Here is a 25,120-nt window from a genome sequence, read left to right as displayed (position 1 = left end):
GTCTGCCCGCCGTACTGCGAGGGCTCGAGCCACGCGGTGCTGCTACGGCTTGAGCCACTCCGGCTCGGGGAGGAGACCGCGGTCCAGCCGGCCGTTGTCGTCGAGCGGGAGCTCCTCGATCGGGATCAGATCCGCCGGGACCAGGTAGATCGGAAGTTCCTTGCCCAGGTCAAGCATCAACCGGGCCAGCACCGCCGGGTCACTGTCCTCGAGGACGACGTACCCGATCAAGCAGGTGTCTCCCCCGGGGTCCGCACACGCGACCACCACCGCGTCGACCACACCAGGCTGGTCGGCCAGCACATGTTCGGTCTCGCCCGGCTCGACCCGGTGACCGCGGATCTTCACCTGGTCGTCAGCGCGGCCGAGGTACTCCAGCGTCCCGTCCACGCGCCAACGACCCAGATCACGGCTGCGGTAGAGCCGCCCGCCCGGATGACCCGGGTCCGGCACGAACACGCGTTCGGTCTCCTCCGGCCGCCCGATGTAGCCCTGGGCAACGGCCGAACCACCGAGGTGGATCTCGCCGACCGCACCGACCGGCACCGGCCGCAGCGCCTCGTCCAGCAGGCGTACGACGACGCCCTCGACCGGACGCCCGATCGACGGCCGGTCCTCGGCCGGGTCGACCGCGTGGATCGTGGTCACGATCGACGCCTCGGCCGGCCCGTACTCGTTGAACAGCCGACACTCCGGATGCGCCTCGAGGAAGTCCCGCACCTTGTGGGTGAGCACCATCGCCTCACCACCGGCGACGATCTCGCGCAGCGCTGGCAGTTCGGGCAGCCGGCGCATCGTCGCGAGCAGCGCGGTCAACGGGCTGAACGCCATGAACAACCGCTCGACCCGGTGATCCCGCAGCGCCGCGATCACCGCGTCCGGGTCGTACCGGTCGTCCTCGCCGATCAGTACCAGCGCGGCGCCGGACGCGAGCGTGGTGAACATCTCCTGCACATGCACGTCGAACCCGAACGATGTCCACTGCAACGTCCGCAGCGATCGCCGGGTCCGCAGGTAGTGCCGGGCCAGGTTGACCGGGCCGCGGTGCGGGACCACGACGCCCTTCGGATTCCCCGTCGAGCCGGACGTGTAGATGCAGTAGGCAACGTCATCGGCCGCGGCGCGCACTGGCGGCGCTTGCCGCGCCCGCGGGTCTCCATCCGTCGCGGCGACTGGGACCAGCCGCAACCCGAGCCGATCGGCCAGCGCCGCGTCGTCACCGACCAAGGCGACCGCGGACGCGTCCTGGATCATGAAGGCCCAGCGCGACTCCGGTACGCCGGGGTCCAGCGGCAGGTATGCCGCACCGGACTTCAGTACGGCGAGCACCGCGACAACCAACTCGGTGCCTCGGGCAACGCGTACGGCGACCAGCTGCCCGGGCTTCACGCCGAGGTCGGTCAGCTGCCACGCGACCGCGTTGGACCGGCGGTCCAGTTCGGCGTACGTGAGTTCGCGCTTGCCCTGGATCAGCGCGATCGCGTCGGGGGTGCGGGCGACCTGCTGCTCGAAGAGGGTGTGCAGTCCGCTGAGTTCGCCGGCGACCACGGCGTCACGTCGTGCCCGACCGACTGGGCCGGTGGGCTCGAGGTCGCCTTCCAGCTCGCGGAGTGTTTCGAGGTCGGACTCGATCGGGAGCATCAGCTCGGGCAGGCGCAGGTGTGGCTGGGTCGTTGCCCGGCGCAACACTGCTTCCAGGTAGGCGAGCAGGCGGTCGATGGTGGTCTGGTCGAACAGCCCGGACCGGTAGTCCGCCGTACACGTGATGCCGGCGCCGTGGTGGGTCAGCCGCAGGCGCAGGTCGATGGAGTCCGGGAGTTCGTCGTCGCCGTCCTCGAACTCGACCAGGATCTGGAAGAGCGGGTCGCGTTGCATTAGGGCGAGATCGGTGCCGGCGTGGTCGAACGCGCCGGTGGTGACGTCGCGCACCCGCTGCGCGAGCTCGCCGAGGTCGGGTTCCCCGGACAGATCGATCCGCAGCGGTAGCGGCCGCCGGATCGTCGTCGAGGTGTCGCCCTGCGGCCGGATCAACGCCGACCCGATCGTGACGTCGTCCTGCGCCGCGAACCGCCCGAGCACAGTCCCGACCGCCGCCAGCATCGTCATCAGCGGGCTGACCTTCCGCTCCCGGCTGAACACGAACACCGCGTCCCCGAGCTCCTCCGCCAACTCCTTCTTGACCGAGGCAACCGCTCCCTCACCCGCCGGCCGCCCCCGATCCGACGGCAGAACCAAGGGCTCACTCCCCGCCAACGCCAAACTCCAATACCCAAAATCCCGCCGCCACACCTCCCCTTCAGCCGCATCCTCGTCGACAGCCCGACCCACCCGACCGCCGGCCCCGTCCCCACTCGCCACGGCGGGCTCGTCGGTAGTCGCACCTTCGCCGGGTCCGGCGGCGGACGTACCTTCGCCGGACTGCTCGACGGCCTGCTCGGTCGCAGCGACGACGGCCTCATCGCCGCCCACCTCGGCCGGCTCATCACCAACCAGCTCCGTCGACTGGGCAACCGCCCCATCACCGCTCAGATCGGCGGCCGGCACGACCGACTCATCGCCGCCAACCACGGCCGACGCCACGGCGGGCTCACTACCGGCGAGCTCAGTCGACTGCGCAACGGCCTCATCACCGCTCAGCTCGGTGGCGGGCACGGCGGACTCACCGGCCGCCGGCTCGGACTCCGGCGATACGCCGACCTCGTCTGCGGACGCGCCTTCGCCGGTCCGGCCTGCGGCGGGCGTGTCTTCGCCGGGCTTACCTGCAGTGGAACCGGCATCTCCGGGCTCATCTGCGGTGAAAGTGGCATCGCCTGGGTTGTTTGCGGCGGATGCGGCGTCGCCGGCATCGACCAGTGGTGCGACGGGCTCAGTTGAGGTCACATCCGTGTCGATGTCCTCGGCGACCTCTGGTGTGAGGAGTGCGAGTTGTTCGCGCATCAGCTTGGTGACGCCGTCGACCAGTTGGCCTGCGACCCGAAGCTGCTGCGACATGAGCGCGGCCATCCCGCTCCCCGGCAACTCGGCTTCACTCGTCGCGGCCGCAGCCTCGTCGACCTTCGCCGCCAGCTCAGCCAGCCCGGACCCCAGCACCGCCAACGCAGCCCGCGGATCCCGCGCTCCCGCCTCACCCCGAGCCCCACCACCGACTGCCGCATCGGCAACTACCCCCGACGCCCCGGCCCCCACCACCGAAGCGGCCGCCACCTCCGCGTCAGCTTCCATCGCTGCCACAGTCTCCGCCACCGAACCAGCGCCCGCCTCCGCGTCAGCTTCCGCCGCTGCGTCAGCCTCGGTCACCGGACCATTGGTGGTCCGCCCAGCAACTTCCGCCGTCGACAGAGCCTGCTCCGCCGGCTGCGCGGGCGTCTGCAAACCGGCTTCTGCGACCGACCCGGCGTCTACCTCGCCGACTGCCTCGTCGGCCGCAGCACCGTCCTCTGCCTTCAAGCCAGCGCGATCCTCTGCACCGTCCACTGTCTGCGAGGCAGCGCGATCTTCGGCGCCGTCCTCGATCCGCGAGGCGGCCGCTTCCGCGCCACCATCCTCGACCCGCGCGGCACTCTCTCCCGCGACACCGCCCTCGGCCCGTACGACGGTCCCCGCCGCAGCACCACCCTCGACTCGCACGCCAGCCGCGTCCGCAGCACCATCGTCGGACTGCGCGGCAGCCTCCGACGGCGTACCGTCCTCGGCCTCCGCAGCGACGCCTGTGGGCTCGACAGAACCACTGACCGACTCGGTGCCCTCGGCCTTCGTGGACTCGGTGCCTTCGGCAACGTTTGCGGTGTGGATGGCTACGGCGGTGGCTAGTTTGTGCGGGGTGGTGTAGGTGGCGAAGAGTTCGTCGGGGGTTAGTTCTACCGTGAAGCGGGTGTTGATCTGGGTGATGACGGGCGCCATGGAGGCGGGGGTTGCGCCTAGTTCGGCGAAGGTGTGGTCGACGGTCAGGTCGTAGGGGTCGAGCCTGAGTTCGGCGCAGGTCAGGTCGAGGACTGCGTTGAGCGCATCGCGGTAGCGTTCGGCGGATACCTCGTCGCCGGACAGCGATCCGGCCTGGGCCAGGTAGTCCGCGTCGATCTGATGTGTCTCGGCCGGCAGCGCGAACGGCGAACGCTCGGCGACCTCATCCACCGGCTCGACCTCGGCGGGAGCCGATTCGTCCGGCGGGTCCAGCGGGATCCGCTTCACCGCGGCACTCGACGGCGGGGCGAACACCATCTGCGCGCGAGCCGCACGCTCGAAAGCGTTCGGCTGCACCCGCCCCCCACCAGTGCTCGCGTCCCCGGCAGACGCCGTACCAGCGACCACCGTCACGGAGGCGTCGACCGGGTGGTGCACGCGGCGGAAGGGGTACGTCGGCAGCGGCACGCGGCCGCCGTCCGGGTACACCTTCGACCAGGCGATCTCCGTGCCCTGCTCGTACAGCTCGGCGAGGCCGTTCATCGTCGCAAGGACGGGGTCCTGGCCCAGCCGCTGCGCCGGGATCCACGTGCTGTTCGGCGCGATCCGGCGTCCGGCGGGACTGAGCACCGCATCCGGCCCGAGCTCCAGGAAGCGCCGGCAACCGGCCGCCGTCACCGCCTCGACCGCGTCGCCGAACAGTACCGGCTGCCGCAACTGCCCGACCAGATAGTCGCCGTCCAGCACGGTCCCGGATTCGAGCAGATCACCGGACCAGCTCGACACCATCGGCGTACGCAAGGGCTTGAGCGTGATCTCCCGGACGATCTCCGCGAAGTCGGCCAGTATTGGATCCACCAACGAACTGTGGAACGCCCGATCGACATCCAGCCGCTGCCAGGCGACCTCCAGCCGATCCAGCTGCGCCGCGAGCTGCCCGACGATCACCTCGGACCCGGTCAGCACGAACGACTGCGGACCGTTGCCCGCGGCAACTTCCACACCGGTCGTCTGCGCGAGTTCACGGACCCGGTCGGCATCCGCGCGTACGGCGACCATCGCGCCCGGAACCGTGCCACGCTGCATGAGTTGGCCGCGCTTCGCGGTCAGGCGTACGCCGTCCGCCAACGACAACGCGCCCGCCACGCACAGCGCGGCGTACTCCCCCACGCTGTGACCGACGACCAACGCCGGCTGCACGCCGAACGACTGCCACAACCGCGCCAAAGCCAGCTCGAACGCGAACAGCGCCGGCTGCGCGGTCTCGGTCGGCCAAACGCCTTCCGACGTACCAGCAGGCGTCAGCAGCAGCTCTAGCAGGCTTCCGCCGGTCTCCTCGTGGTAGACGCGGTCACACTCGTCCAGCACCGACCGGAACGCCGGGAAGCGCGCAGCGAGCCCAGCCGCCATCCCACGACGCGCAGCGCCCTGTCCGGTGAACGCATAGCCCAGTGGGCCGGGTCCACCCCGCGGCACCTCGGCTGCCTGAGCTGAGCCGAGTGCGTCGACCAGTTCGGCCTCGGACGAGCCCGCGACCGCGATCCGGTGCCGATGCGCCGGGCGGCCGAGTGCCGCCGTACCAGCGAGGTCGATGAGGCGGAGACCGGTGCCATGGCCGAGGTCCGTGCGGTACAGCTCGACAAGGTCGGCCAGTGCGTCCGGGTCGGGGGCGGAGAGCGGCAGTACGACGGGGCCGTCGTCGCCACGGCGGATCTGCCGCGGGGCCTCCTCCAGGATCACGTGCGCGTGGGTGCCGCCGGCGTCGAGGGCGCTGACGCCCGCGCGCAACGTCGTACCGGCCTCCCAGTCGCGGACGTCGGTGCCGATCACGAACGGGCTACCGTCGAGGGCGAGCTCCGGGTTCGGCGCGGTGTAGTTGATCGTCGGGACCAGCATCCGGTGCTGCAGCATCAGGATGGTCTTGATCAGGCCGGCCATGCCCGCGGCGCTGTCGAGGTGGCCGATGTTCGGCTTCACCGAGCCGATCGTGCAGAAGCCGACCTTGTCGGTGTGCCGGCGCAGCGCGGTCGTGAGGGCCTTGACTTCGGCGGAGTCGCCGGTGGTGCTACCGATCGCGTTGGCCTCGATGTAGCTGAGCGAGTCGGCGGCGAAGCCGGCCCGATCCAGGGCGCGCTCGATCAGCTCGACCTGGTTGCCAGCCGGCATGTCCTCGTTGCTGACCGCGGTGCCGCGGATCACGGCGTACACGGTGTCTCCGTCGGCGATGGCCTGGTCGAGGCGCTTCAGCAGTACGGCGGCGACACCGTTGCCGCCGACCGTGCCGTCGGCGTCCGCGGCGAACGCGCGGACCTTTCCGCTCGGCGACAGGATCGACTCCGGACCTGGGTGGTAGCTCGTTGCCTGCGGCATCTGTACGGCGGCGGCGCCGGCGAGCGCGAGGTCCGCGTCGCCGGAGCGGAGGGCCTGGCAGGCGAGGTGTACGGCGACCAGCGACGAGGACCACGCGGATTGGACACCGATCGCGGGCCCGGTCAGACCGAGGCGGTAGGCGACGCGGGTGGCGAGCGAGTCGCGGGACTGGTGCTGGCGATTGTAGAGGTTCATTCCGGAGCCGGCGAAGACGCCGACGCGGCTCGACGTGCCGGCGTACCCGCCGTGCTCGAGCGCCTGGTGGCAGACCTCGAGGAACAACCGCTGGGCCGGCTCCATCAGCTCGGCCTCACGATCGCTGAGCCCGAAGAACTTCGCGTCGAACGACTCGACATGGTCGAGCACCCCGCTCACCGCGACCATCCCGTCGCCGACCTGCCCGCCCGCCTGACTCACCTCCTCAGGCGAGAACCGGCGAACACTCTCCACCCCACCCACGAGGTTGTCCCAGAACTGCTCCAGCGTCTCCGCCCCCGGGAATCGCCCAGCCACCCCCACCACAGCCACCGGCTCGACCACCACAGCAGCCTTCACCCCAGCCTGCCGCACTGCCACGGGCTCCGGCTGAGCTGCCTGCGAGGAGGCCGCAACACTCTCGCGAGCCGACGCAGACTCACGCACCGGCTCGGACTCGGTGACTTGCGCAGGCGCCGCAACGCTCTCCGCAACCGATGCAGACTCACGCACCGGCTCGGACTCGGTGACTTGCGTGGACGCGGCGACGGACTCGGCGCCTACCTCCGCTTCAGCCTGGTCTGCGGTCTCTTCGGTGGGATCTGCAACTGCCACGGCCTCAGCTGGTACGTCGTCCTCCGGCTGCTCCACCACGGCTGCAACCTGCTCAGGGGCGGCGTCGGCCTCAGTCTCGACCTCCGCAGTCGGCTCAGCGTCGGCGATCGACTCGTCGTCGGCTTCCGCACCTTCGCGAGGCTCGGCGTGCTCGCCGGACTCTGCGGTGGGCCCGGTCGGCTCAGGCTCCGCTGACGCAGCCTCGCCCGGAATGTCGGCCGCCGACTCACCAGCCAGCCCGCCCACCGGCTCCGGTACGTCGGCAGACTCCGGCGCCTCCGCAGGCTCCGGCACCTCGGCAGACTCAGCGACCGACTGCGGCTCCGCCTTGGCAACGTGCTCCGGCTCGTCCTCCCCAACCGGCTCCGACTCCACACCGGCGATCGACTCCGGGCCGTCCTCCGCGACCGGGTCCGACTCCACGTCGGCGATCGGCTCCGGGTCGACCTCCGCGACCGGCTCCGACTCCAGGTCGACGATCGGCTCCGGGTCGACCTCCGCGACCGGCTCCGACTCCAGGTCGACGATCGGCTCCGGGTCGACCTCCGCAACGGGTTCTGACTCCCCGTCGGCGATCGGCTCCGGCTGCACCTGCGCGACCTGCTCGGGACGCACCTCCGTGCCCGCCTCCGGCTCTACCGCCGCGATCGGCTTCGCGTCCGCGCTCGGGTCCGGCTCGGTCAGCTCCGCCGCTTGCGCATCGGGCTGACTCTCGGCAGCCGCGCGTACCTCAGCAGTCTCGGCCTCGGCGAGCTCGGTCTGGGTGGCCTCAGGTCCGGGCTCCGATACGTCGGCGGGCTCCGGCGCCTCGGCGGGCTCAGCAACCGGCTTCGGATCCAGCTCCGAAGCCGGCTCCAGCTCCACGTCTGCGATCGGATCCGGCTCGGTGAGCTCTGCTGCTTGCTCGGTCGCCTGACTCTCGGCAGCCGCTTGCACCTCGACGGGCTCGGCCTCAGCCGCCTCGGCCTCGTGCTCGGCAGTCCCGGCCTCAGCGGCGTCGGGCTCGGGCTCGTGCTCGGTGGACTCTGCCTCGGCGGCGTCGGGCTCGTGCTCGGTGGTCTCGCCGGCCTGGACCCGGATCTCGGGCTCAGCGGCCTCGGGCTCGTGCTCGGCAGTTTGCAGCGCTGACTGCGGGTCGGCGGATGCTGGTTCCTCGGCGGGCTCGGGCTCATCGGGACCCTGGTGCTCGTGCGAGACCGCTTCGTCCTCGGGCGCCTCGTCTTCGGCGAGTGCGGGCTCCGTGGCCTCGGGTTCAGTCAGCCCTGGAAGCTCCGGCTCGGTCAGCTCGGTGGCCTCAGGCTCGTGCTCGGTCGCGTCGGACTCGGGCAGGTCAGCAACAAGCTCAGCCGGCTGGGCATCCGCCGGCGCCAACTCCTCGGCCCGCGCTGCCTGTTCGGCGAGTGCTGGCTCGTCGCCGGGTGCTGCCTCCTCGGCGAGTCCTGCCTCTTCGGCGAGTGCCGGCTCGTCGCCGAGTGCTGGCTTGTCGGCGGGCTCGGGCTCGGTGGGCTTGGGCTCGGTCAGCTCGGCGGCTGGCTGGTCGTCTGCTGGTGCCAGTTTGTCTGCGCGGGTTGGCTCGTCGGTCGGCTCGGGGTTGTGCTCGGGCGCGACGTGGTCCGCGTCGGGCGCAACGTGGTCGACCGGCTCGGGCTGCGCGTCCGGCGCGGTGAGTCCGTCAGGCTCGGTGGCCGGCTCGGGCTTTGCGGGCGGCGCGTTGAGTGCGTCAGGCTCGGTGGCCGGCTCGGGGTTCGCGGGCGGCGCGTTGAGTGCGTCAGGTTCGGGGGCTGGCTCGGGCTCGGGTGGGGCCGGCTCAGAGGGGTGGGCGCCGAGGGTGGGGCGTTGGGGTGGGGTCGGGATGGATTGCTGGAGGGTGCGTTTCCAGGCCAGGCGGACGACGGGGAGTTCGGTGGTGCGTTCGGAGGGGTCCTCGTCGGTGGTGAGCGTGGCAGGATCGGCGAGGGGGCCTTCGCCGGCAGGGCCGGAGTAGGAGCTGGCTCCGGCAGGGTCGACGTACGCCCCGGGTGGGGATTCGAGGGTGCCGTCGATCCAGCGTTGTTTGAGGAGGGGGCGGAGGATCTTGCCGCCGGGGGTGGTCGGGAAGTCGCGCCGCGGGACGCCGACGACCTCGGCGGACAGGCCGAGCCGGCCCTGGATCAGGCTGCGGATCGCCTGGTCCATGCCGGGGATCGACTCCGGCGTGAGTGCGTAGAAGACGACCAGCCGGTCGGTCCCGCTCTCCGCGTCCGCGACGCCGCAGGCCGCGACCAGGCCGTGCTGGGCGCCGACGACCGTCGCGGCGACCGACTCGATGTCGTGTGCGTAGTACAGCTTCCCGGACATGATGATGCGTTCGCTGTCCCGGCCGGTGATGACGACCTGCCCGCCGGTGATGAAGCCCTGGTCACCGGTCGCGAGCCACTTGCGGGCCGGCCAGTTGCCGATCGGGAACGCGGCCCGGTCGGCCTCAAGGTTGCCCAGATACCCGGGCGTCACCCGCGCTGATGCGACCTGCAGCTGACCGATCCGGCCCTCCGGCAGGACGGCGCCGTTCGGCGCGACGATCCGCACGGTCGTCCCCGGCGCGGGCGCACCCACCGACACCAGGCTCAGCACGCCCGGCGCCTCGGCCCGCGGCTTGCCTGGGCGCGCGACCGCGACCTTCCCGGTCGCGGGCCGCTGGTCGACCCACTCGACCACGCCGGTCGGTGGGATCCGGACGCGGTGCACGTTGGGCGTCAGGCCGGGTCGGGCGAACGTGATCCCGGTGACCGTCTCGGTCATCCCCCAGGCAGCGACGAAGGTCTCGGGTACGACGCCGAACCGATTCGTCAGCCGGAGGAAGTCCGACACCACCGGGACCGTGATCTGCTCGCCACCACTGACCAGGCTGCGCAGCGCCGACAGATCCCAGTGCCGGTCGGGCTCGCCGGCGATCGCGGCAGTGGCGAGGCGGTAGCCGAAGTTCGGCGACCACGAGTGGTTGACGCGATGCTGGTCCATCAGGTCGAGCCAGCGCAGCGGGTTGGCGAGCACCCAGCCCGTGTTCACGTGGATGTTCGTGCAGCCGGTGAACACGGGCAGCAGGTGGTACAGCAGGAAGGCGCCGCTCTGGTCCAGCGGCAGCCAGTTGAGCGTGGTCTGACCGGGCCGGACCGGCAGCATCGCCGGCGTACCGGCGGCGAACTCGACGAGCCCGCGATGCGTCAACTGCACGATCTTCGGCGCACCGGTGGAGCCGGACGACAGCATGAGTACGGCGACGTCGTCCGCGGCCGGGCGGTGGAAGTCCGAGGTCGGCTCGTGGCCGGCCATTGCGTCCGGGTCGAGGACGGGCAGGCCGAGGTCGTTCGGGAGGTCGGACGGCCGGCCGATCAGGACGGTCCAGCCGAGCAGGTCGGTGACCTTGCGGAGCCGCTCGCGGCCGGCCTCGGTTCGGTCGCCGTCCGGGCTCGGGGCCATCAGCAGCGGCCGGATGCCGCCAAGCGTGCAGGCCCAGAACGCGGCGAAGAATCCGACCGGCTCGGTGCAGTGCACGACCGCGGGGTCCCCGGCGCGTACGCCGTTCGCCCGCAGGCCGGCCAGGATCCGGGCGGCCAGCTCGAGCAGGGTCGGGAAGTCGAGCTTGGTCTCGCGGCCGTCCGGGCCGATCTCGACCACGCCGGCGCCGCCGAAGTCGCGGGCGGCCCGCAGCAGCGCGCTCGGCAGGTCGCGCGGGTACCCAGCGGGAATCATCAGGGCCGGCCCGGTGGAGATCGCCGGCCGGTCCACACTGCTCCTCACCACTCCGGTCCCACCACCACGACACGGTGAGCAACAACGGTGGCGCCAGCCAGTTGGCGACCCACGGACACGCGCCTCCCGAACTGGACGGAGCCGGGCTCAGGGCACACCCGTCTCGCTCTCACCGACGACAAGCCCCGTTTCCGCCTGCCGGAACGATGCCGTCTCCGGGCGGACCCGGTGCGTCATCGCGCCGACCGACAGCCGTGAACCCTACCAGCCGCGACCGGCCCAGGTGGAGTCCGTTCTCACCAGCCGATGGTTAAGAATTCCATCGATCACCGACACCGATCACAACGAGTGCCGGCCGGTTCCGATACGGCCCGCGGCTCAAAACCTCCGCGACGGATCGTGCGGCAACGCGAGAGCATGGTGCCCATGATCGACAGGGGCCCAGAGGTGGTCCGCACGACCACCGGACTGGTGCGGGGAAGCATCGAGAACGGCCTCGCGGTCTTCCGTGGCATCCCATTCGCCAAACCCCCGGTGGGCGAGCTGCGGTTCGCAGCCCCGCAGGCGGCCGAGGGCTGGGACGGAGTCCGCGCGGCGGCCTCGTTCGGGCCGCCGCCGCCGGAGTCGATGATCTTCGGGCCGTCGTCGAACCCGGTCACCGGCGACGACTGGCTAACGGTGAACGTCTGGTCGCCGCAACCCGGGACGGGCGCCGCGCTCCCGGTGATGGTGTGGATCCACGGCGGTGGCTACCAGTTCGGGCAGTCCGGCGATCCGACGTACGACGGAGCACGGCTGGCCGGCGAGGGTGGGGTCGTCCTGGTGACGTTCAACCACCGGGTCGGTGTCGACGGCTTCGGGCTGCTGGAAGGCGCTCCGGCGAACCGTGGTCTGCTCGACCAGGTCGCCGCGTTGGAGTGGGTGCGCGCGAATATCGCCGCGTTCGGCGGCGACCCGGCTCAGGTGACCGTGTTCGGACAGTCGGCCGGCGCCGGCTCGATCGCCGCTCTTCTCGCGATGCCCCGTGCGGCCGGTCTGTTCCGCCGGGCTATCGCGCAGAGTGCGCCCGGGACGTACTTCTCGGAGTCGGTGGCCGCCGACCTGATGACGGCGATCGCCGCTCGGCTGGGCCGCCGGCCGACCGCCGACGACCTGCGTGGGATCCCGACGGCCGACATCGTCGCCGCCGGGGACGCCATGAACACCGCGATGGTCGCGCAGGTCGAACGCTGGGGCACAGCCGCCTACATGAAGATCCCGTTCGCGCCGGTCGTCGACGGCGAGGTCCTGCCCCGGACGCCGTTCGAGGCCCTGGCGGCCGGCGCCGGCCGCGACGTCGACCTGATCGCGGGCCACACCCGGGACGAGTACCGCCTGCTCCTCGCGGCCGACGGCCGCCTCGGCAACCTCACCGACGAGGACGCCGCGACGGCTCTGCGGATGCTCGCGCCGGATGGCTACCGCGAGGCCTACCCGACCGCGAGCGCGGAGCGGCTCTACGAGCTGGTCCACTCCGACTGGCTTTTCCGGATGCCGAGCCATCGGCTGGCCGAAGCACAGGTCGCCGGCGGAGGCCGCGCGTACGCCTATGAGCTGGCCTGGCCGGACTCCGGGCTCGGCGCGTGCCACGGCCTCGACTCTCCGCTGGTGTTCGGCGCCACGCAGGGAGCCTTGCTCGGCTTCCTGCTCGACGCCGAACCACTCGCTGCCGCGGAGCAGGTCTCGCGGCACTTCCGTACGGCGTGGACCGCCTTCGCCAACTCCGGCGATCCAGGCTGGCCGGCGTACGACGCGACCCAACGGCTGGTCGCGGTCTTCGGCTCCGACCTCACCGTCACGCAGTACCCCGAGGAGCCGTCCCGCCGCCTGTGGGCCAGGCACGCTTTCGCACCCCTACCGCTGCTGAGCGCCTAGGTCAGCTGCGCAGGGCGAGGTCGATCCGGTCCAGACCGTTGGCCCAGGGCGCAGGTCCGCGATCTTCGCCGGCAACCAGCCACCCGTCTCCGGGTGGCTGGCCCAGTAGTGCAGCAATGGCTCCTGTTCAGGCGTGGTGAACGCCTTCAGCGCTGTGTAGATGTCGTTGGCCTCACCGAGCGGCACGCCGTATTGAGTGGCCAGCCGCACGGCGCCCGACCTCTTCCCGATCGCGGGCGCCACACAACGGCGCGACTGTCCAGCGCAGCGCCGCACCGGCAGCCAAGTCTTTCCCATCGACCACAACTGGTGGGCGAAGAGGGAATCGAACCGTACCTGAACACTGAGCAGGACTGGTCCTGGTCAGTGGGCGGCCCCGAACGGTGTTGGGTCGCCTGGTTGCCCGCGTACTGACTCGGTCGGCGCGACGGATCGTGTCCGTGGTCCGGGTCCGGGTTGGCGGGCTTCCTCGCGTCCCCGGGTGCCTGATCCAGCCTGGAGGTTCCGATGCCCGGCAGCATCCGTCTGGTGCTGTCGGGGCGGTGCCGTCCGTCGCCGGATCCGGTGACCGAGTGCGCGCCTCCCGATCGCGATGGCTGCTGCCTCGTGTCGGGTGGTTTTGCGGGTGGGAGTGGTGGTGGGCTTCTGCCAGTGTTGGGCGCCCCACCGGCTGGTATAGGCCGGGTCGACGGCGATCACGGCGATCCCGGTATCCGTGGCCATCGCGAGCAGTCGTGCCCGAAGTCTGCTGGTGGGCATGCCGGACACAAGATGCCGGAACCGTTTGCGGTGACCGTGGTGTTCGCGGGTCTTGGAGCCGTTGAAGTCGAGGTCTTCCACGGCGATCGCCTTCGCCCCCGTGTCCGTCGCCCAGTGCAAGAGCCGGGTGAGGGCGTGCCGCACCTGGGCGTCGCGGTGGGTGGCGGTGCCAGTGAGGCCATAGGTGAAGGTGCGTGGCTTGCCGGTGGGGTTGCCGTGGGGGTCGAGCCGCCAGGCGGCGAGGTGGTCGGCGTTCATATCCGCTCCGATCACCTCGCCCGCCCACAGTGTCTCCAGGAGCGCTACTGGCGTGTCCTTGCGGCGCCAGGAGGCGTCCAGATACCAGCGGTCCTTGCCCGGGTTGTGGTGAATCCGGTAGGCCACGGCCTGGTTCGCTGCCACACGGTCGCGCCATTCGTCGCCGCGGTGGGCGAAGGCGATTCGCCCGCCGAGGACGTACCTGCCGTGCGGGGCATTGGTCAGATGTGCCAACGGCGTCGGGAGGCGCAGCGACACCTCCCCGTCGGAGGTGACCCGGATGGTTTCGTTGCCGCACCGTTTCCCGGACTCCCCGTCCGCGGATATGAACCAGCGACTGGCTTCCCACTCCTGCCGCCACTGGGCTACGGTCAGCCCGGCGGCCCCCAGATTGTGCCGCTTCCGCAGCAGCCGTTTGCCGCCGCGCACGACCGAGACGTGCCGCGCCGCACGATCGGCCTCCACAGCAGCGAGGCGTGCCTCATGAGTCACGAGGCGGCGGGACTTCGCGTGCCACTCCTGCTGGGAGCGGTACCCACCCGGCTGCCCCCTGCTGCCCCGTTCCCCGACAGGCAACGACAACCGGTGCCGGATCATGGCGACGCCCGCCCGCAGCGATTGGACATGGGCGTGCTGGGCTCGTCGGGCCAGACTCCACTGGTCGTTGGTCGCCTTGGTGATCGACCCCGCCCATCGAGACGACGACAACGGCGTCAGGTCCCGCTTCCGATCCGCCCACCGTTCGCTGTCATGGTCGAATCCGTCGTGCACGCGGCGCGCCAAATCTGCCGAGGCGAGCCGCCCCAAATGCTCACCGACCAGACGCAGCACCTGCTCGTCGGCAGCAGTGATGCCCTTGATCCGGTCGCGGATACGTACCCCCGTCGACGGGGATGCCACAAACGGATCCGCGATCACGCGGAGTCGAGTCATTCGAACGCGTGCTCCGTAGACCCCCACACCACTTGACCGGTAGCCGCGTCGACGACGCGAACCTCATCAACCTCGGGGGCGCCGACACCCTCGATCGCCGTGGCCACGGCCGCAGGCTGCGACGCGTACAGAGTCGAGAACGCCTCCGGCGGGAGCCAGTCACTCGACAACTCCACATCACTTTCGATCCGATACATGACCGCCGCCCCTCCACCAGCACCGAAACCCGCTCCGCCAGATCAAACAATCGCTGAACACATATTAGAACATGTGTTTGCTTACTGACGAATTGGCGTTGGTCCGCACCCGGCCGGGGCGGGATGATAGTGTCGGCTCGCCTGCTCCTCAGGAGTAGTGAACTCCCCGGCTCTTCGTGGCCGGGGCTTCGTTTGCTGTGGACATGGGCTGTTAGCTCAGTTGGTTAGAGCACCTCGTTTACACCGAGGGGGTCGGGGGTTCGAGTCCCTCACAGCCCACCAAGTGGAGCCACGGGTCCGCGTAGCGCGGCGACCTACGGGTCTACTCCGACTGTCAGGACAATTTCGCCCCGGCCTGTCCAGCCGGGTCGGTGATGAATCCACTCATGCCGCCGCCTAGCCGTCCGCGTTCAGACTTGCCAGTGCCGCGGCGTAGTCGTCCAGGTCGCGGGCCTCGGGGATTGGGTTGACGACGGACCAGCGGATGACGCCGGTCCGGTCCACCACGAAGGTGCCGCGGACGGCGCAGCCGCGGTCCGCGTCGAAGACGCCGTACGCCGAGGCGATCGCCCCGTGCGGCCAGAAGTCGCTGAGCAGACCGAACTCGAGCTTCTGCGCGTCGGCGTACGCCCGCAGGGTGTACATCGGGTCGCACGAGATCGCCAGGAACTCGGCCGCCGCGAGCAGTTCCGGCCGGTCTCGCAGCGCGGCCAGCTCACTCGTGCAGACCTGACTGAAGGCGTACGGATAGAAGACCAGTACGACGTCCCGCCGGCCGGCGTAGTCGCTCAGCCGGACCTGCTCGCCGTGCTGGTTGCGGGCGGTGAAGTCCGGTGCCGGGCTGCCGACGGCAGCGGCCACCTCAGCCTCGGCGGCCCGACTTCGGCACCACCAGTTTGGTCGCCGACCAGTCGTCCGTCACGCTCAGCGTGCTCGTCGTGGACAGCCCGGCGACGGGAGCGGCCTCGGCGATGTCGCTCGTCTCGACGTAGCCGTCCCGCCCGACCTTGGGCGTCAGCAGCCAGACGACCCCGCCGGCCTTCAGGTCGGTGAGGATGTCGAAGAAGGCGTCGACCAGGTCTCCGTCGTCCTCGCGGAACCAGAGCAGTACGACGTCCACGACCTCGTCGGTCTCGTCGTCGACGAACGCCTCTCCGGTGATCGCCCGGATCGCATCGCGGAAGTCGTCGTCGCTGTCGTCGTCGTACCCGATCTCCTGAACGACCCAGCCGGCCTCCAGGCCGAGCCGGGACGCCATGTTCGGCACCCCGCTCTTGCCGTCCGCGTGGTCCGCGGTCGCGCTCACGTGTCCTCCTCCGTGGTCCCCGTCTGCCCGGGGGTAGGTTTCAGTAGCGATAGTCCATCGTGACGTACCGCGTCGCGCAAGTATGCACCAGGGATCCGTGACGTGTCCGGTATCCGCGTGGTGGGTACGGACCGTGTCCGCTCACATCACGCGCGGGAGACCGGAATCAGGCCCCTGTGGAAGGCGAAGTAGAACGCATTCCGAACAGGTGACAGGATTGCGGTGAAGACAACCAGAGAGAACGGCAGGACACCGTGGCTTCCGGACACGAACCACCAGCCATCATCACCGAGGGGATGCCCACCCAGCTCCCCGACATCGACCCCGACGAGACGCGCGAGTGGGTCGAATCGCTCGACGCCGTCCTGGACGAACGGGGCAAGGCGCGAGCGCGCTACCTGATGCTCAAGCTGATCGAGCGGGCCCGGGAGCGACAGGTCGGGGTGCCCGCGCTGCGGAGCACCGACTACATCAACTCGATCCCGCCCGAGCGGGAGCCGTGGTTCCCCGGCGACGAGCACATCGAGCGCCGGATCCGGGCCTTCATCCGGTGGAACGCCGCGGTGATGGTGAGCAAGGCCAACCGCAAGGGCCTCGAGGTCGGCGGCCACATCGCCACCTACCAGTCCGCGGCCAGCCTGTACGAGGTCGGTTTCAACCACTTCTTCCGCGGCAAGGACCACCCCGACGGCGGCGACCAGATCTTCATCCAGGGTCACGCCTCCCCCGGTATGTACGCGCGGGCGTTCCTCGAGGGCCGGCTGTCCGCCGACCAGCTGGACGGCTTCCGCCAGGAGGTGTCCCGCGGTCCGCACAACGGCCTGTCGTCGTACCCGCACCCGCGGTTGATGCCGGACTTCTGGGAGTTCCCGACCGTCTCGATGGGTCTGGCCGCGCTGAACTCGATCTACCAGGCGCGCTTCAACCGGTACCTGCACCACCGCGGCATCAAGGACACCAGCCAGCAGCACGTCTGGGCCTTCCTCGGTGACGGCGAGATGGGTGAGCCGGAGTCGCTCGGCGCGATCGGCCTGGCCGCCCGCGAGGAGCTGGACAACCTCACCTTCGTGATCAACTGCAACCTGCAGCAGCTGGACGGTCCCGTCCGCGGCAACGGCAAGGTGATCCAGGAGCTGGAGGCGTACTTCCGCGGCGCCGGCTGGAACGTCATCAAGGTGATCTGGGGCCGGGAGTGGGACGCGCTGCTCGCGCAGGACCACGACGGTGCGCTGGTGAACAAGATGAACACCACGCCGGACGGTCAGTTCCAGACCTACTCGGTCGAGTCCGGCGAGTACATCCGGAACAACTTCTTCGGCGGCGACCAGCGGCTCCAGCAGATGGTCAGCAACCTGTCCGACGAGGACCTGCGCAAGCTGCCCCGCGGCGGTCACGACTACCGCAAGGTGTACGCCGCCTTCAAGAGCGCGACCGAGCACGTCGGGCAGCCGACGGTGATCCTGGCCCAGACCATCAAGGGCTGGACGATCGAGGCGCTGGAGGGCCGCAACGCGACCCACCAGATGAAGAAGCTGACCTCGGACGATCTGAAGGCGTTCCGCGACCGGCTCTACCTGCCGATCGAGGACTCCGCCCTCGAGGACGCGTACAACCCGCCGTACTTCCACCCCGGCACCGACTCGCCGGAGTATCAGTACATGATGGATCGGCGCCAGCAGCTCGGCGGTTCGCTGCCGCAGCGGCGGGTGGCGCCGAAGACCTCGCTGAAGCTGCCGGGCGACGATGTCTACAAGCCGCTGGCCAAGGGCAGCAACTCGCCGGTGGCGACCACGATGGCGCTGGTCCGGCTGTTCCGCGACCTGATGAAGGACCCGGAGATCGGCCAGCGGATCGTCCCGATCGCCCCGGACGAGTACCGCACCTTCGGCATGGACTCGATGTTCCCGACGGCCAAGATCTACTCGCCGCACGGGCAGCAGTACGAGGCCGTCGACCGCAACCTGCTGCTGTCCTACAAGGAGTCCGAGCAGGGCCAGTTGCTGCATGAGGGCATCAGCGAGGCCGGCGCGATGGGCTCGATGATCGCGGCCGGTACGGCGTACGCGACGCACGGCGAGCCGATGATCCCGTTCTACATCTTCTACTCGATGTTCGGGTTCCAGCGGACCGGTGACTCGCTCTGGGCGCTGGGCGACCAGCTCGGCCGCGGCTTCCTGGTGGGTGCCACCGCCGGCCGTACGACGCTGACCGGTGAGGGACTGCAGCACGCGGACGGCCACTCGCCGCTGCTCGCCTCGACCAACCCGGCGGCGGTGCACTACGACCCGGGCTTCGCCTACGAGGTCGCGCACATCGTGAAGGACGGCCTGCGCCGGATGTACGGCTACGGTCTGGACAAGGACAAGCCGTTCGGCGAGGACGTCTTCTACTACCTCACCGTGTACAACGAGCCGGTCCCGCAGCCGGCCGAGCCGGAGAACCTCGATGTCGCGGCACTGCTCAAGGGCATGTACCGCTTCAACCAGTACGAGACCGCCGAGGGTGACGACGTACCGCGGGTGCAGCTGCTCGGGTCCGGTGTCGCGCTGCCGTGGGTCCGCAAGGCCCAGCAGATCCTCGCCGAGGAGTACTCGGTGGCCGCCGACATCTGGTCGGTGACGTCGTGGAACGAGCTGCGCCGGGACGCCGTGGCGGCCGAGCAGCACAACCTGCTGCACCCGGAGGAGCCGGAGCAGGTGCCGTTCATCACCGAGCAGTTGAAGGACACCCAGGGTCCGGTGGTCGCGGTCAGCGACTTCATGCGCGCGGTGCAGGACCAGATCTCGCGCTGGGTGCCGAACGACTACACCTCGCTCGGGACCGACGGCTGGGGCCTGGCCGACACCCGGGCCGCGGCGCGGCGCCACTTCCAGGTGGACGCCGAGTCGATCGTCGTCGCCACGCTGGAGATCCTGGCCAAGCGCGGGGACGTCAAGCCGGAGGTCGCCGCCGAGGCGGCCCGCAAGTACCGCATCGACGACCCGACCGCGGTCGCCGGCGTCAAGCAGGAGGGCGCCGGCGCCTGACCCGGCCGGCTTCCTGAGGGCCGCTCGCCCCACCGGGGTGAGCGGCCCTCGTCTTCGCGGGGAAACTCGGTGGGATCGCCGCCTGGACCGGCCCTACCCTCGGACCATGCCTGAACTCATCGAGCCGACCGTCGAACTGCGGGACTCCTGGCTGGAGTCGTCGCACGAGTGGGGCGACGCATCCCAGGACGGCGCTGGAGTATGGGAGGCCGACGACCTGACCACGGTCGAAGGGTTCGCCGTGTGGGTCGAGCGATTGCGCCGGCAGAGCGACGACTCCAGGGCGCTCGCCCCCGATCGGGTGCACGCGACGTACTGGTGGATCGTTGAGGACGGCAACTACCTTGGCGCGATCACGCTCCGGCACGCGTTGACCGACAGGTTGCTCGAGGGCGGCGGTCACATCGGGTACGGCGTCCGTCCGTCGGCACGGGGTCGCGGGCTGGCGGCGTGGGCGCTCGGCGAGGTGTTGGACCGAGCCCGCAAGCGCGGCATGGATCGGGTCCTGGTCACCTGCGACGACGACAACACCGCGTCGGCGAAGACGATCGAGCGCAACGGCGGCGTTTTGGAGGACATCCGCGAGACCTGGCTGGGTACCACCCGCCGCTACTGGATCGAGCTCTGACACCCCGTCGATCCGGCGTACGACAAACCTCGTAGGAACAGGCGGGGCAGGTTGCGTAGTCCGTCCGACGCGGCGGGAGGGCCCGGATCCCTAGCGTCGGTGGCATGACTGGCGCAAGCGTTGCTCTGCTCGCGGGGACGGTGTCCACCATCCTCTTCGCGTCGAGCGCGCTGCCGATGGTGATCAAGGCGCTCCGGACCCGCGACCTCAGGTCGTACAGCCCGGCGAACCTCGTCCTGGCCAACGTCGGCAACGCCGTCCACTGCATCTACGTGGTGCACCTGCCGGCGGGGCCGATCTGGGCCCTGCACGGCTTCTACGTCGTGACGTCCGCGCTGATGCTGCTGTGGTGGCTGCGCTACCGCACTGGCCCGCGCGGCGTCGTACCGGACGAGCGGAGGCTCGCATGAACACCATCGTCATCGGCGCCGGACAGGCCGGACTGTCCACCGGCTACCATCTGCGCAAGCTCGATCAGCCCTTCGTCATCCTGGACGGCAACGCCCGGGTCGGCGACCAGTGGCGGGCCCAATGGGACACCCTCAGGCTCTTCACCCCAGCCAAGTACGACGGTCTGCCCGGACTACCGTTCCCCGGCGACCGGTGGAACTACCCCGGCAAGGACGAGGTCGCCGACTATCTCGAGTCGTACGCGGCCCACTTCGACCTGCCGATCCGGTCCAGCACCCGGGTGGACACGCTCGAACGCGTGGACGGCCGGTGGGCCGTGGACGTGGGCAGCGAGCAGATCCTGGCCGACAACGTCGTCGTCGCGACCGGAACCTTCGGCCGGACGCCGAGCCTGCCGGACTTCGCGGTCGACCTCGATCCGGCGATCCGGCAACTGCACTCCAGCGAGTACCGCCGGCCGGGGCAGCTGAAGCACGGACCGGTGCTGGTGGTCGGCGCGTCCCACTCAGGCTGCGACATCGCCTACGAGGTCGCGGAGACGCACAAGACCGTGCTCTGCGGGCGCGACCCCGGACAGCTCCCGGTCCGGCCCGGCCAGCGGGGTCAGGGCCTCTTCTGGCCGGTCTTCCTGTTCATCGGCCGGCATCTGGTCACGCGGCGGTCGCCGATCGCCCGCGCGGCGATGGAGGAACTGCGCTTCCACGGCGGCCCGATGATCAGGGTCAGGCGGGCGGACCTGCTCGCGCGAGGGGTCGAGCGGGTCCACGACCGGGTGACCGGTGTCCAGGAGGGCCTGCCGGTGCTGGGCGACGGCCGGGTGCTGGACGTGGCGAACGTGGTCTGGGCCACCGGCTTCCGCCAGGTGTTCGACTGGATCAAGGCCCCGGTGACCGGCGAGGACGGCTGGCCGCGCGAGCTGCGCGGTGTGGCCGCGGATGTCCCCGGCCTGTACTTCTGTGGTCTGTCCTTCCAGTACGCCTTCGCTTCGATGACACTGCCGGGGGTCGGCCGGGACGCGGCGTACGTCGCCAACCGCATCGCGGCCCGGTCCCGCGCGGACCGAAGCCTTGCCCCCGCCTGAGCGCAGCGTGCATGCTCGCGGAGAGGGGCATCTGATGGGGATCGTCGACGATCTGGAGCGGGCCAGGGCGGCGTTCGAACGGCGCGACTGGGCGACCGCCTACGACCGGCTGTCGTCGAACGCCAGCCTGAGGGCCGGTGATCTGGAAACCCTCGCCACCGCGGCGTACCTGGTCGGTGACGTTGACGCCTGCATCCGCGCGCTTCAGCGCGGCTACCGCCTCCAGGTCGACGACGGCGACACCTTGGGCGCGGTCCGGTTCGCCTTCTGGCTCGCACTGGTCCTCAACACCAGGGGTGAGGTGGCCATCGGCACCGGCTGGGCAGCCCGCGCAGAGCGGTTGCTGGCGGACCAGCCCGAGGACGTGGTGGAGCGGGGCTATCTGCGGATCCACGACTTCTTCCGGCGCCTCGACCAGGGCGACTTCCCCGGGGCGTTGCGGGCGGGCGAGCAGATCGTCGAGGCGGCGCGCCGGTTCGGCGATCCCGACCTGCTCGCGCAGGGGCTGGTCTGTCAGGGGCGGCTGCTGATGTACTCCGGCCAGGTGCCGGAAGGGCTGGCCATGCTGGACGAGGCGATGGTCGGGGTCGCCGCGGGTGAACTCTCGCCGATCTTCGCGGGCAACGTGTACTGCGCGATGATCGAAGGCTGCCAGGAGGTGCAGGACTTCGCTCGCGCGTCGGCGTGGACGGCTGCGCTGACCCGCTGGTGCGACACCCAGCCGGACCTGGTCCCGTTCACCGGGCAGTGCGCCGTACATCGAGGTCAGATCCTGCGACTGCACGGCGCCTATGGGAAGGCGTTGGCGGAGTTCGACGACGCGTGCCGTCGCTATGCGGCGTCAGGTGCGCAGACGGCCGCCGGGCTCGCTTTGAGCGAGTGCGGCGACGTACTGCGGATCCGTGGCGAATTCCCGTCGGCCGAGACGGCCTATGACCAGGCGGCGGGGTTCGGCTACGAGCCGCAGCCGGGTCGAGCCCTGCTGTTGCTGGCCCGGGGTCGCGTGCCCGGTGCCGTTGCCGCCGTACGGCGTTTGCTCGGTGAGACCGGTGGCGACGTGCACCGGTCGCGGCTGCTCGCGGGAGCGGTGGAGGTGCTGCTCGCCGGTGGGTACCCCGACGAGGCCTCCGCGGCCGCGGCCGAGTTGGCTGCGATCGCCACTGGCTTCGGGTGTGGCGGATTGCGTGCGTCGGCGGCGTACTGCCTCGCCTCGGTGGCGTTGGCGGGTGGCGATCCGGACGACGCGCTGCCCCAGGCCCGGGCGGCGACGCAGCAGTGGAGTGGGCTTCAGGCGCCGTACGAGGTGGCGCGGGCGAAGGTGCTGGTCGGACGGTCGTTCCGGCTGCTCGGCGACGAGGACTCCGCGACGGCCGAGCTGACCTCGGCCGCCCGGACCTTCGGCGAGCTCGGCGCGGTCCCGGCCCGGCAGGAGGTGGAGCGACTGCTGCACCGCGAGACGGCCGGCGGTCTCACCGGACGCGAGCTCGAGATCCTCCGCTTGGTTGCTGCAGGCAACAGCAACACCGAGATCGCCCATCAGCTCGTGCTCAGCGACAAGACCGTCGCCCGTCATCTCACCAACATCTTCGGCAAGCTCGACGTCCCCTCCCGCACCGCCGCGGCCGCCTACGCCCACGACCACGATCTCCTCTGAGATGCAACCACGTGCTTCATGACAACCTCCAGCGCGCTCACCCGGTTGGTCAGGTCGCGAAGGACTGCTGTTCTCGATCCCGGTCGTCGTGCTGTCTTCGATCTGACCGAGACCGCGGAGCGGGACTGACTCAGGCAGGCCGAGCGCGCCGCCGGTGCGGCGGGTTTGATCACGAGCGAGAAGCCGAGCTCGCACAGTTGCGGCAGGACAACCTGCGGGTGCACGAGGATGTCGGGATCCCCAAGCGGGCAACGGCATCCACACCCGTCCAGGCGACGAGGGCGCGTGCAGCTCGACAGGACGTATACGTCCACTGAAGTGGCAACGGCCGGTCACCTGAGCGTGCGTTGCACCCTCCGACCCGGACACGTCCTGTCGACCTGTCCCCTGCGGACAAGCCAACTCACGAGTCGACCGACTTCAGGCACCATCCTTGGATGGCGGCCTTGGGCCCCCTGTGAACGTTCATTGAGGCGGACGACCCGACTGCGCCCCGGACGCACACACCCTGATCACCTGCGCTCAGACGCGAGCCGATCAGCGAGCCAGGCGATCGCGAGAGGCTGGCGATACTCGACCGCGCGATGCCCACCGTCGAAGAGTTCGAAATGCACGTTCTCATCGCGGACCCCGACCTCGGTGAGGGTACGACGGAACGCCTCGGCGCCCAGGTCGAGGAACCACTCGTCGCTCGTGCCGGCGTCGATCCAGATCGCCCGCTGGGACCGGAGTGCCTCGGCGTGGCCGGACGCCATCCGGACCGGATCCCAGCGCAGCCAGCGCGCCCACTCCTCCGGTCGCAGCGCACCCGTCCGGGGATCGAACGGCAGTCGAGGCGTGCCGTCCGGCGCAGGCGAGAAGCAGGCCGATACGCCGAGCAGCTCGAGCAACCGCTCGTCTTCGGGCTTGGTGAAGGCGACCCGCTCGGAGAAGTCGCTCCACCACCGCAGGATGTCGCCGTCGTACGCGCGCAGATGGCGGACCGCCCAGAGAAAGTGCGGGATGTACTGCGCCTCGGACAACGCATCGCCCGAGTGGGTCGCGAAGGCACCGAACAGGTCCGGCCGCAGCATCGACGTGATCATCGCGCCCAATCCGCCGCTCGACTTGCCGGCGATCGCCCGATGGTTGCGGTCGGCAACGGTTCGGTACCGGGCGTCGACCCAGGGCACCACCTCGTCACACAGGTACGAGTGATACCGGCCGGTGCCGGGCGAGTCGACGTACTGGCTCCCGCCGTACTTCGTGAACGCGTCGACGTAGACCACGATCATCGGCGGGGCGTCGCCGTGGGCGAACAGGAGGTCGATCAGCTCCGGGACAGGCCGGCGGTACGGCATCCGGTTCCGCCACAGCGGCAGCGTGCCGCCGTACCCGAGGAGCATGTAGACGACGGGGTAGCGGTCGGTGCCGTCGTCGTACCCGGGTGGTGTGTAGACCCAGATGGGTCGCTGGTGCGGATCGTCCAGCGGGTTGCCACGCAACAGATGGCTGTCGACGACTCCTTCGTCGATCCGGCCGGTCAGCTCGAGAACGTCCGGCACAAGCATGGCCTCCTCAAGTGGTTATTTTGAAATCATAGTATATGAATTCGTAGTAGGCTGACGGGCGTGGCTGAGGACTCGATCGATCGGCATATCGCGTACTGGCGGGACGAGGTGCCGGACCTCGACGACGAGATCGAGGGGATCGTCACGCGGATGCAGATGCTGGTCCGCCATCTGCGGCAACGGCGGGCCGAGGCGCTCGAGGAGCATGGGCTGCGCGCGTGGGAGTACGAAATTCTGTGGCAGTTGCGGGCAGCCGGGCCGCCGTACCGGGTGACGCCGACCGCGTTGGCGGTCGCGCTCGACACGCACCCGGCGACGCTGACCAACCGCCTCGACCGGCTGACCCGCGCGGGGCTGGTGGACCGCAGCCGCGACGAGACCGACCGGCGGAGCGTAGTCGTCGTCCTGACGCAGCAGGGTCAGCGTGCCTGGGAGTCGGCGATCGGTTCGCAGGCCGACGCGGAGCACACCCTCCTGTCGCCGCTGTCGGAGCGGGAGCGGCAGACCATGACGAAGCTGCTCCGCAAGGTGGTGCTGGCCGCCGAAGCGGACGGCTCTGAGCTCATGAGGGTGCCGCAGGCCCGGGGCTGACCG

General features: G+C 70.2%; 14 protein-coding genes and 1 tRNA gene. 8 read left to right on the top strand and 7 right to left on the bottom strand.

The annotated features are described in order from the left end of the window. Positions 1–42 precede the first annotated feature (42 nt). Positions 43–10,857: an amino acid adenylation domain-containing protein gene (locus OG558_RS27630; RefSeq protein WP_405065612.1), complete on the bottom strand. Its 10,815-nt coding sequence runs from the start codon at positions 10,855–10,857 to the stop codon at positions 43–45. A gap of 378 nt (positions 10,858–11,235) precedes the next feature. Between OG558_RS27630 and OG558_RS27625 the strand changes: the two genes are divergently transcribed. After that, complete coding sequence (locus OG558_RS27625) at positions 11,236–12,723, top strand: carboxylesterase/lipase family protein (RefSeq protein WP_405065611.1); 1,488 nt, start codon at positions 11,236–11,238, stop codon at positions 12,721–12,723. On the opposite strand, the gene OG558_RS27620 is transcribed toward OG558_RS27625, so the two are convergent. The 3 genes from OG558_RS27620 to OG558_RS27610 form a co-directional block, all read right to left on the bottom strand. Beyond that, entirely contained in the window at positions 12,703–12,933 is a 231-nt protein-coding gene (locus OG558_RS27620; protein WP_405065610.1) for a hypothetical protein, read from the bottom strand. The genes OG558_RS27625 and OG558_RS27620 overlap by 21 nt on opposite strands. Before the next feature lie 153 nt (positions 12,934–13,086). Beyond that, positions 13,087–14,673 (bottom strand): hypothetical protein, encoded by a 1,587-nt coding sequence (locus OG558_RS27615; RefSeq protein ID WP_405065609.1) that lies wholly within the window; start codon positions 14,671–14,673, stop codon positions 13,087–13,089. After that, positions 14,670–14,870 carry a hypothetical protein gene (locus OG558_RS27610; RefSeq protein WP_405065608.1) on the bottom strand — a complete coding sequence of 67 codons (201 nt, stop codon included), beginning with the start codon at positions 14,868–14,870 and terminating at the stop codon, positions 14,670–14,672. The genes OG558_RS27615 and OG558_RS27610 overlap by 4 nt, the downstream gene beginning before the upstream one ends. Positions 14,871–15,075: 205 nt before the next feature. Between OG558_RS27610 and OG558_RS27605 the strand changes: the two genes are divergently transcribed. Next, a tRNA-Val gene (locus tag OG558_RS27605) sits at positions 15,076–15,152 on the top strand. 114 nt (positions 15,153–15,266) lie between these two features. Here the strand turns inward: OG558_RS27605 and OG558_RS27600 are convergent. Beyond that, positions 15,267–15,731 (bottom strand): peroxiredoxin, encoded by a 465-nt coding sequence (locus OG558_RS27600; RefSeq protein WP_405065607.1) that lies wholly within the window; start codon positions 15,729–15,731, stop codon positions 15,267–15,269. Between the two features lies 1 nt (position 15,732). Then, positions 15,733–16,176 (bottom strand): DUF3052 domain-containing protein, encoded by a 444-nt coding sequence (locus OG558_RS27595; protein ID WP_329475512.1) that lies wholly within the window; start codon positions 16,174–16,176, stop codon positions 15,733–15,735. Between the two features lie 296 nt (positions 16,177–16,472). On the opposite strand from OG558_RS27595, the gene aceE reads away from it, so the two are divergent. The 5 genes from aceE (at position 16,473) to OG558_RS27570 (ending at position 22,976) form a co-directional block, all read left to right on the top strand. After that, a complete protein-coding gene (gene aceE, locus OG558_RS27590; RefSeq protein ID WP_405072223.1) occupies positions 16,473–19,202 on the top strand; it encodes a pyruvate dehydrogenase (acetyl-transferring), homodimeric type in 2,730 nt (909 codons plus the stop codon). A 106-nt stretch (positions 19,203–19,308) separates the two neighbouring features. Next, positions 19,309–19,830 (top strand): GNAT family N-acetyltransferase, encoded by a 522-nt coding sequence (locus OG558_RS27585; protein ID WP_405065606.1) that lies wholly within the window; start codon positions 19,309–19,311, stop codon positions 19,828–19,830. A 104-nt stretch (positions 19,831–19,934) separates the two neighbouring features. Next, positions 19,935–20,240 (top strand): hypothetical protein, encoded by a 306-nt coding sequence (locus OG558_RS27580; protein WP_329475510.1) that lies wholly within the window; start codon positions 19,935–19,937, stop codon positions 20,238–20,240. Beyond that, positions 20,237–21,322 carry a flavin-containing monooxygenase gene (locus tag OG558_RS27575; protein WP_405065605.1) on the top strand — a complete coding sequence of 362 codons (1,086 nt, stop codon included), beginning with the start codon at positions 20,237–20,239 and terminating at the stop codon, positions 21,320–21,322. Before OG558_RS27580 ends, OG558_RS27575 begins: the two co-directional genes overlap by 4 nt. A 34-nt stretch (positions 21,323–21,356) precedes the next feature. Then, on the top strand, positions 21,357–22,976 hold the full coding sequence (locus tag OG558_RS27570) for a LuxR C-terminal-related transcriptional regulator (RefSeq protein WP_405065604.1): 1,620 nt from the start codon (positions 21,357–21,359) through the stop codon (positions 22,974–22,976). A 512-nt stretch (positions 22,977–23,488) separates the two neighbouring features. Here OG558_RS27570 and OG558_RS27565 read toward each other — a convergent pair. Beyond that, entirely contained in the window at positions 23,489–24,526 is a 1,038-nt protein-coding gene (locus OG558_RS27565; protein WP_405065603.1) for an alpha/beta hydrolase, read from the bottom strand. A gap of 60 nt (positions 24,527–24,586) precedes the next feature. Between OG558_RS27565 and OG558_RS27560 the strand changes: the two genes are divergently transcribed. Continuing rightward, complete coding sequence (locus OG558_RS27560) at positions 24,587–25,117, top strand: MarR family transcriptional regulator (RefSeq protein ID WP_329475506.1); 531 nt, start codon at positions 24,587–24,589, stop codon at positions 25,115–25,117. Positions 25,118–25,120: the final 3 nt, after the last annotated feature.

Source organism: Kribbella sp. NBC_01510 (assembly GCF_045040325.1).
In the GTDB taxonomy this organism is placed as follows: domain Bacteria; phylum Actinomycetota; class Actinomycetes; order Propionibacteriales; family Kribbellaceae; genus Kribbella.
This window is presented reverse-complemented; position numbering and strand designations above follow the sequence as displayed.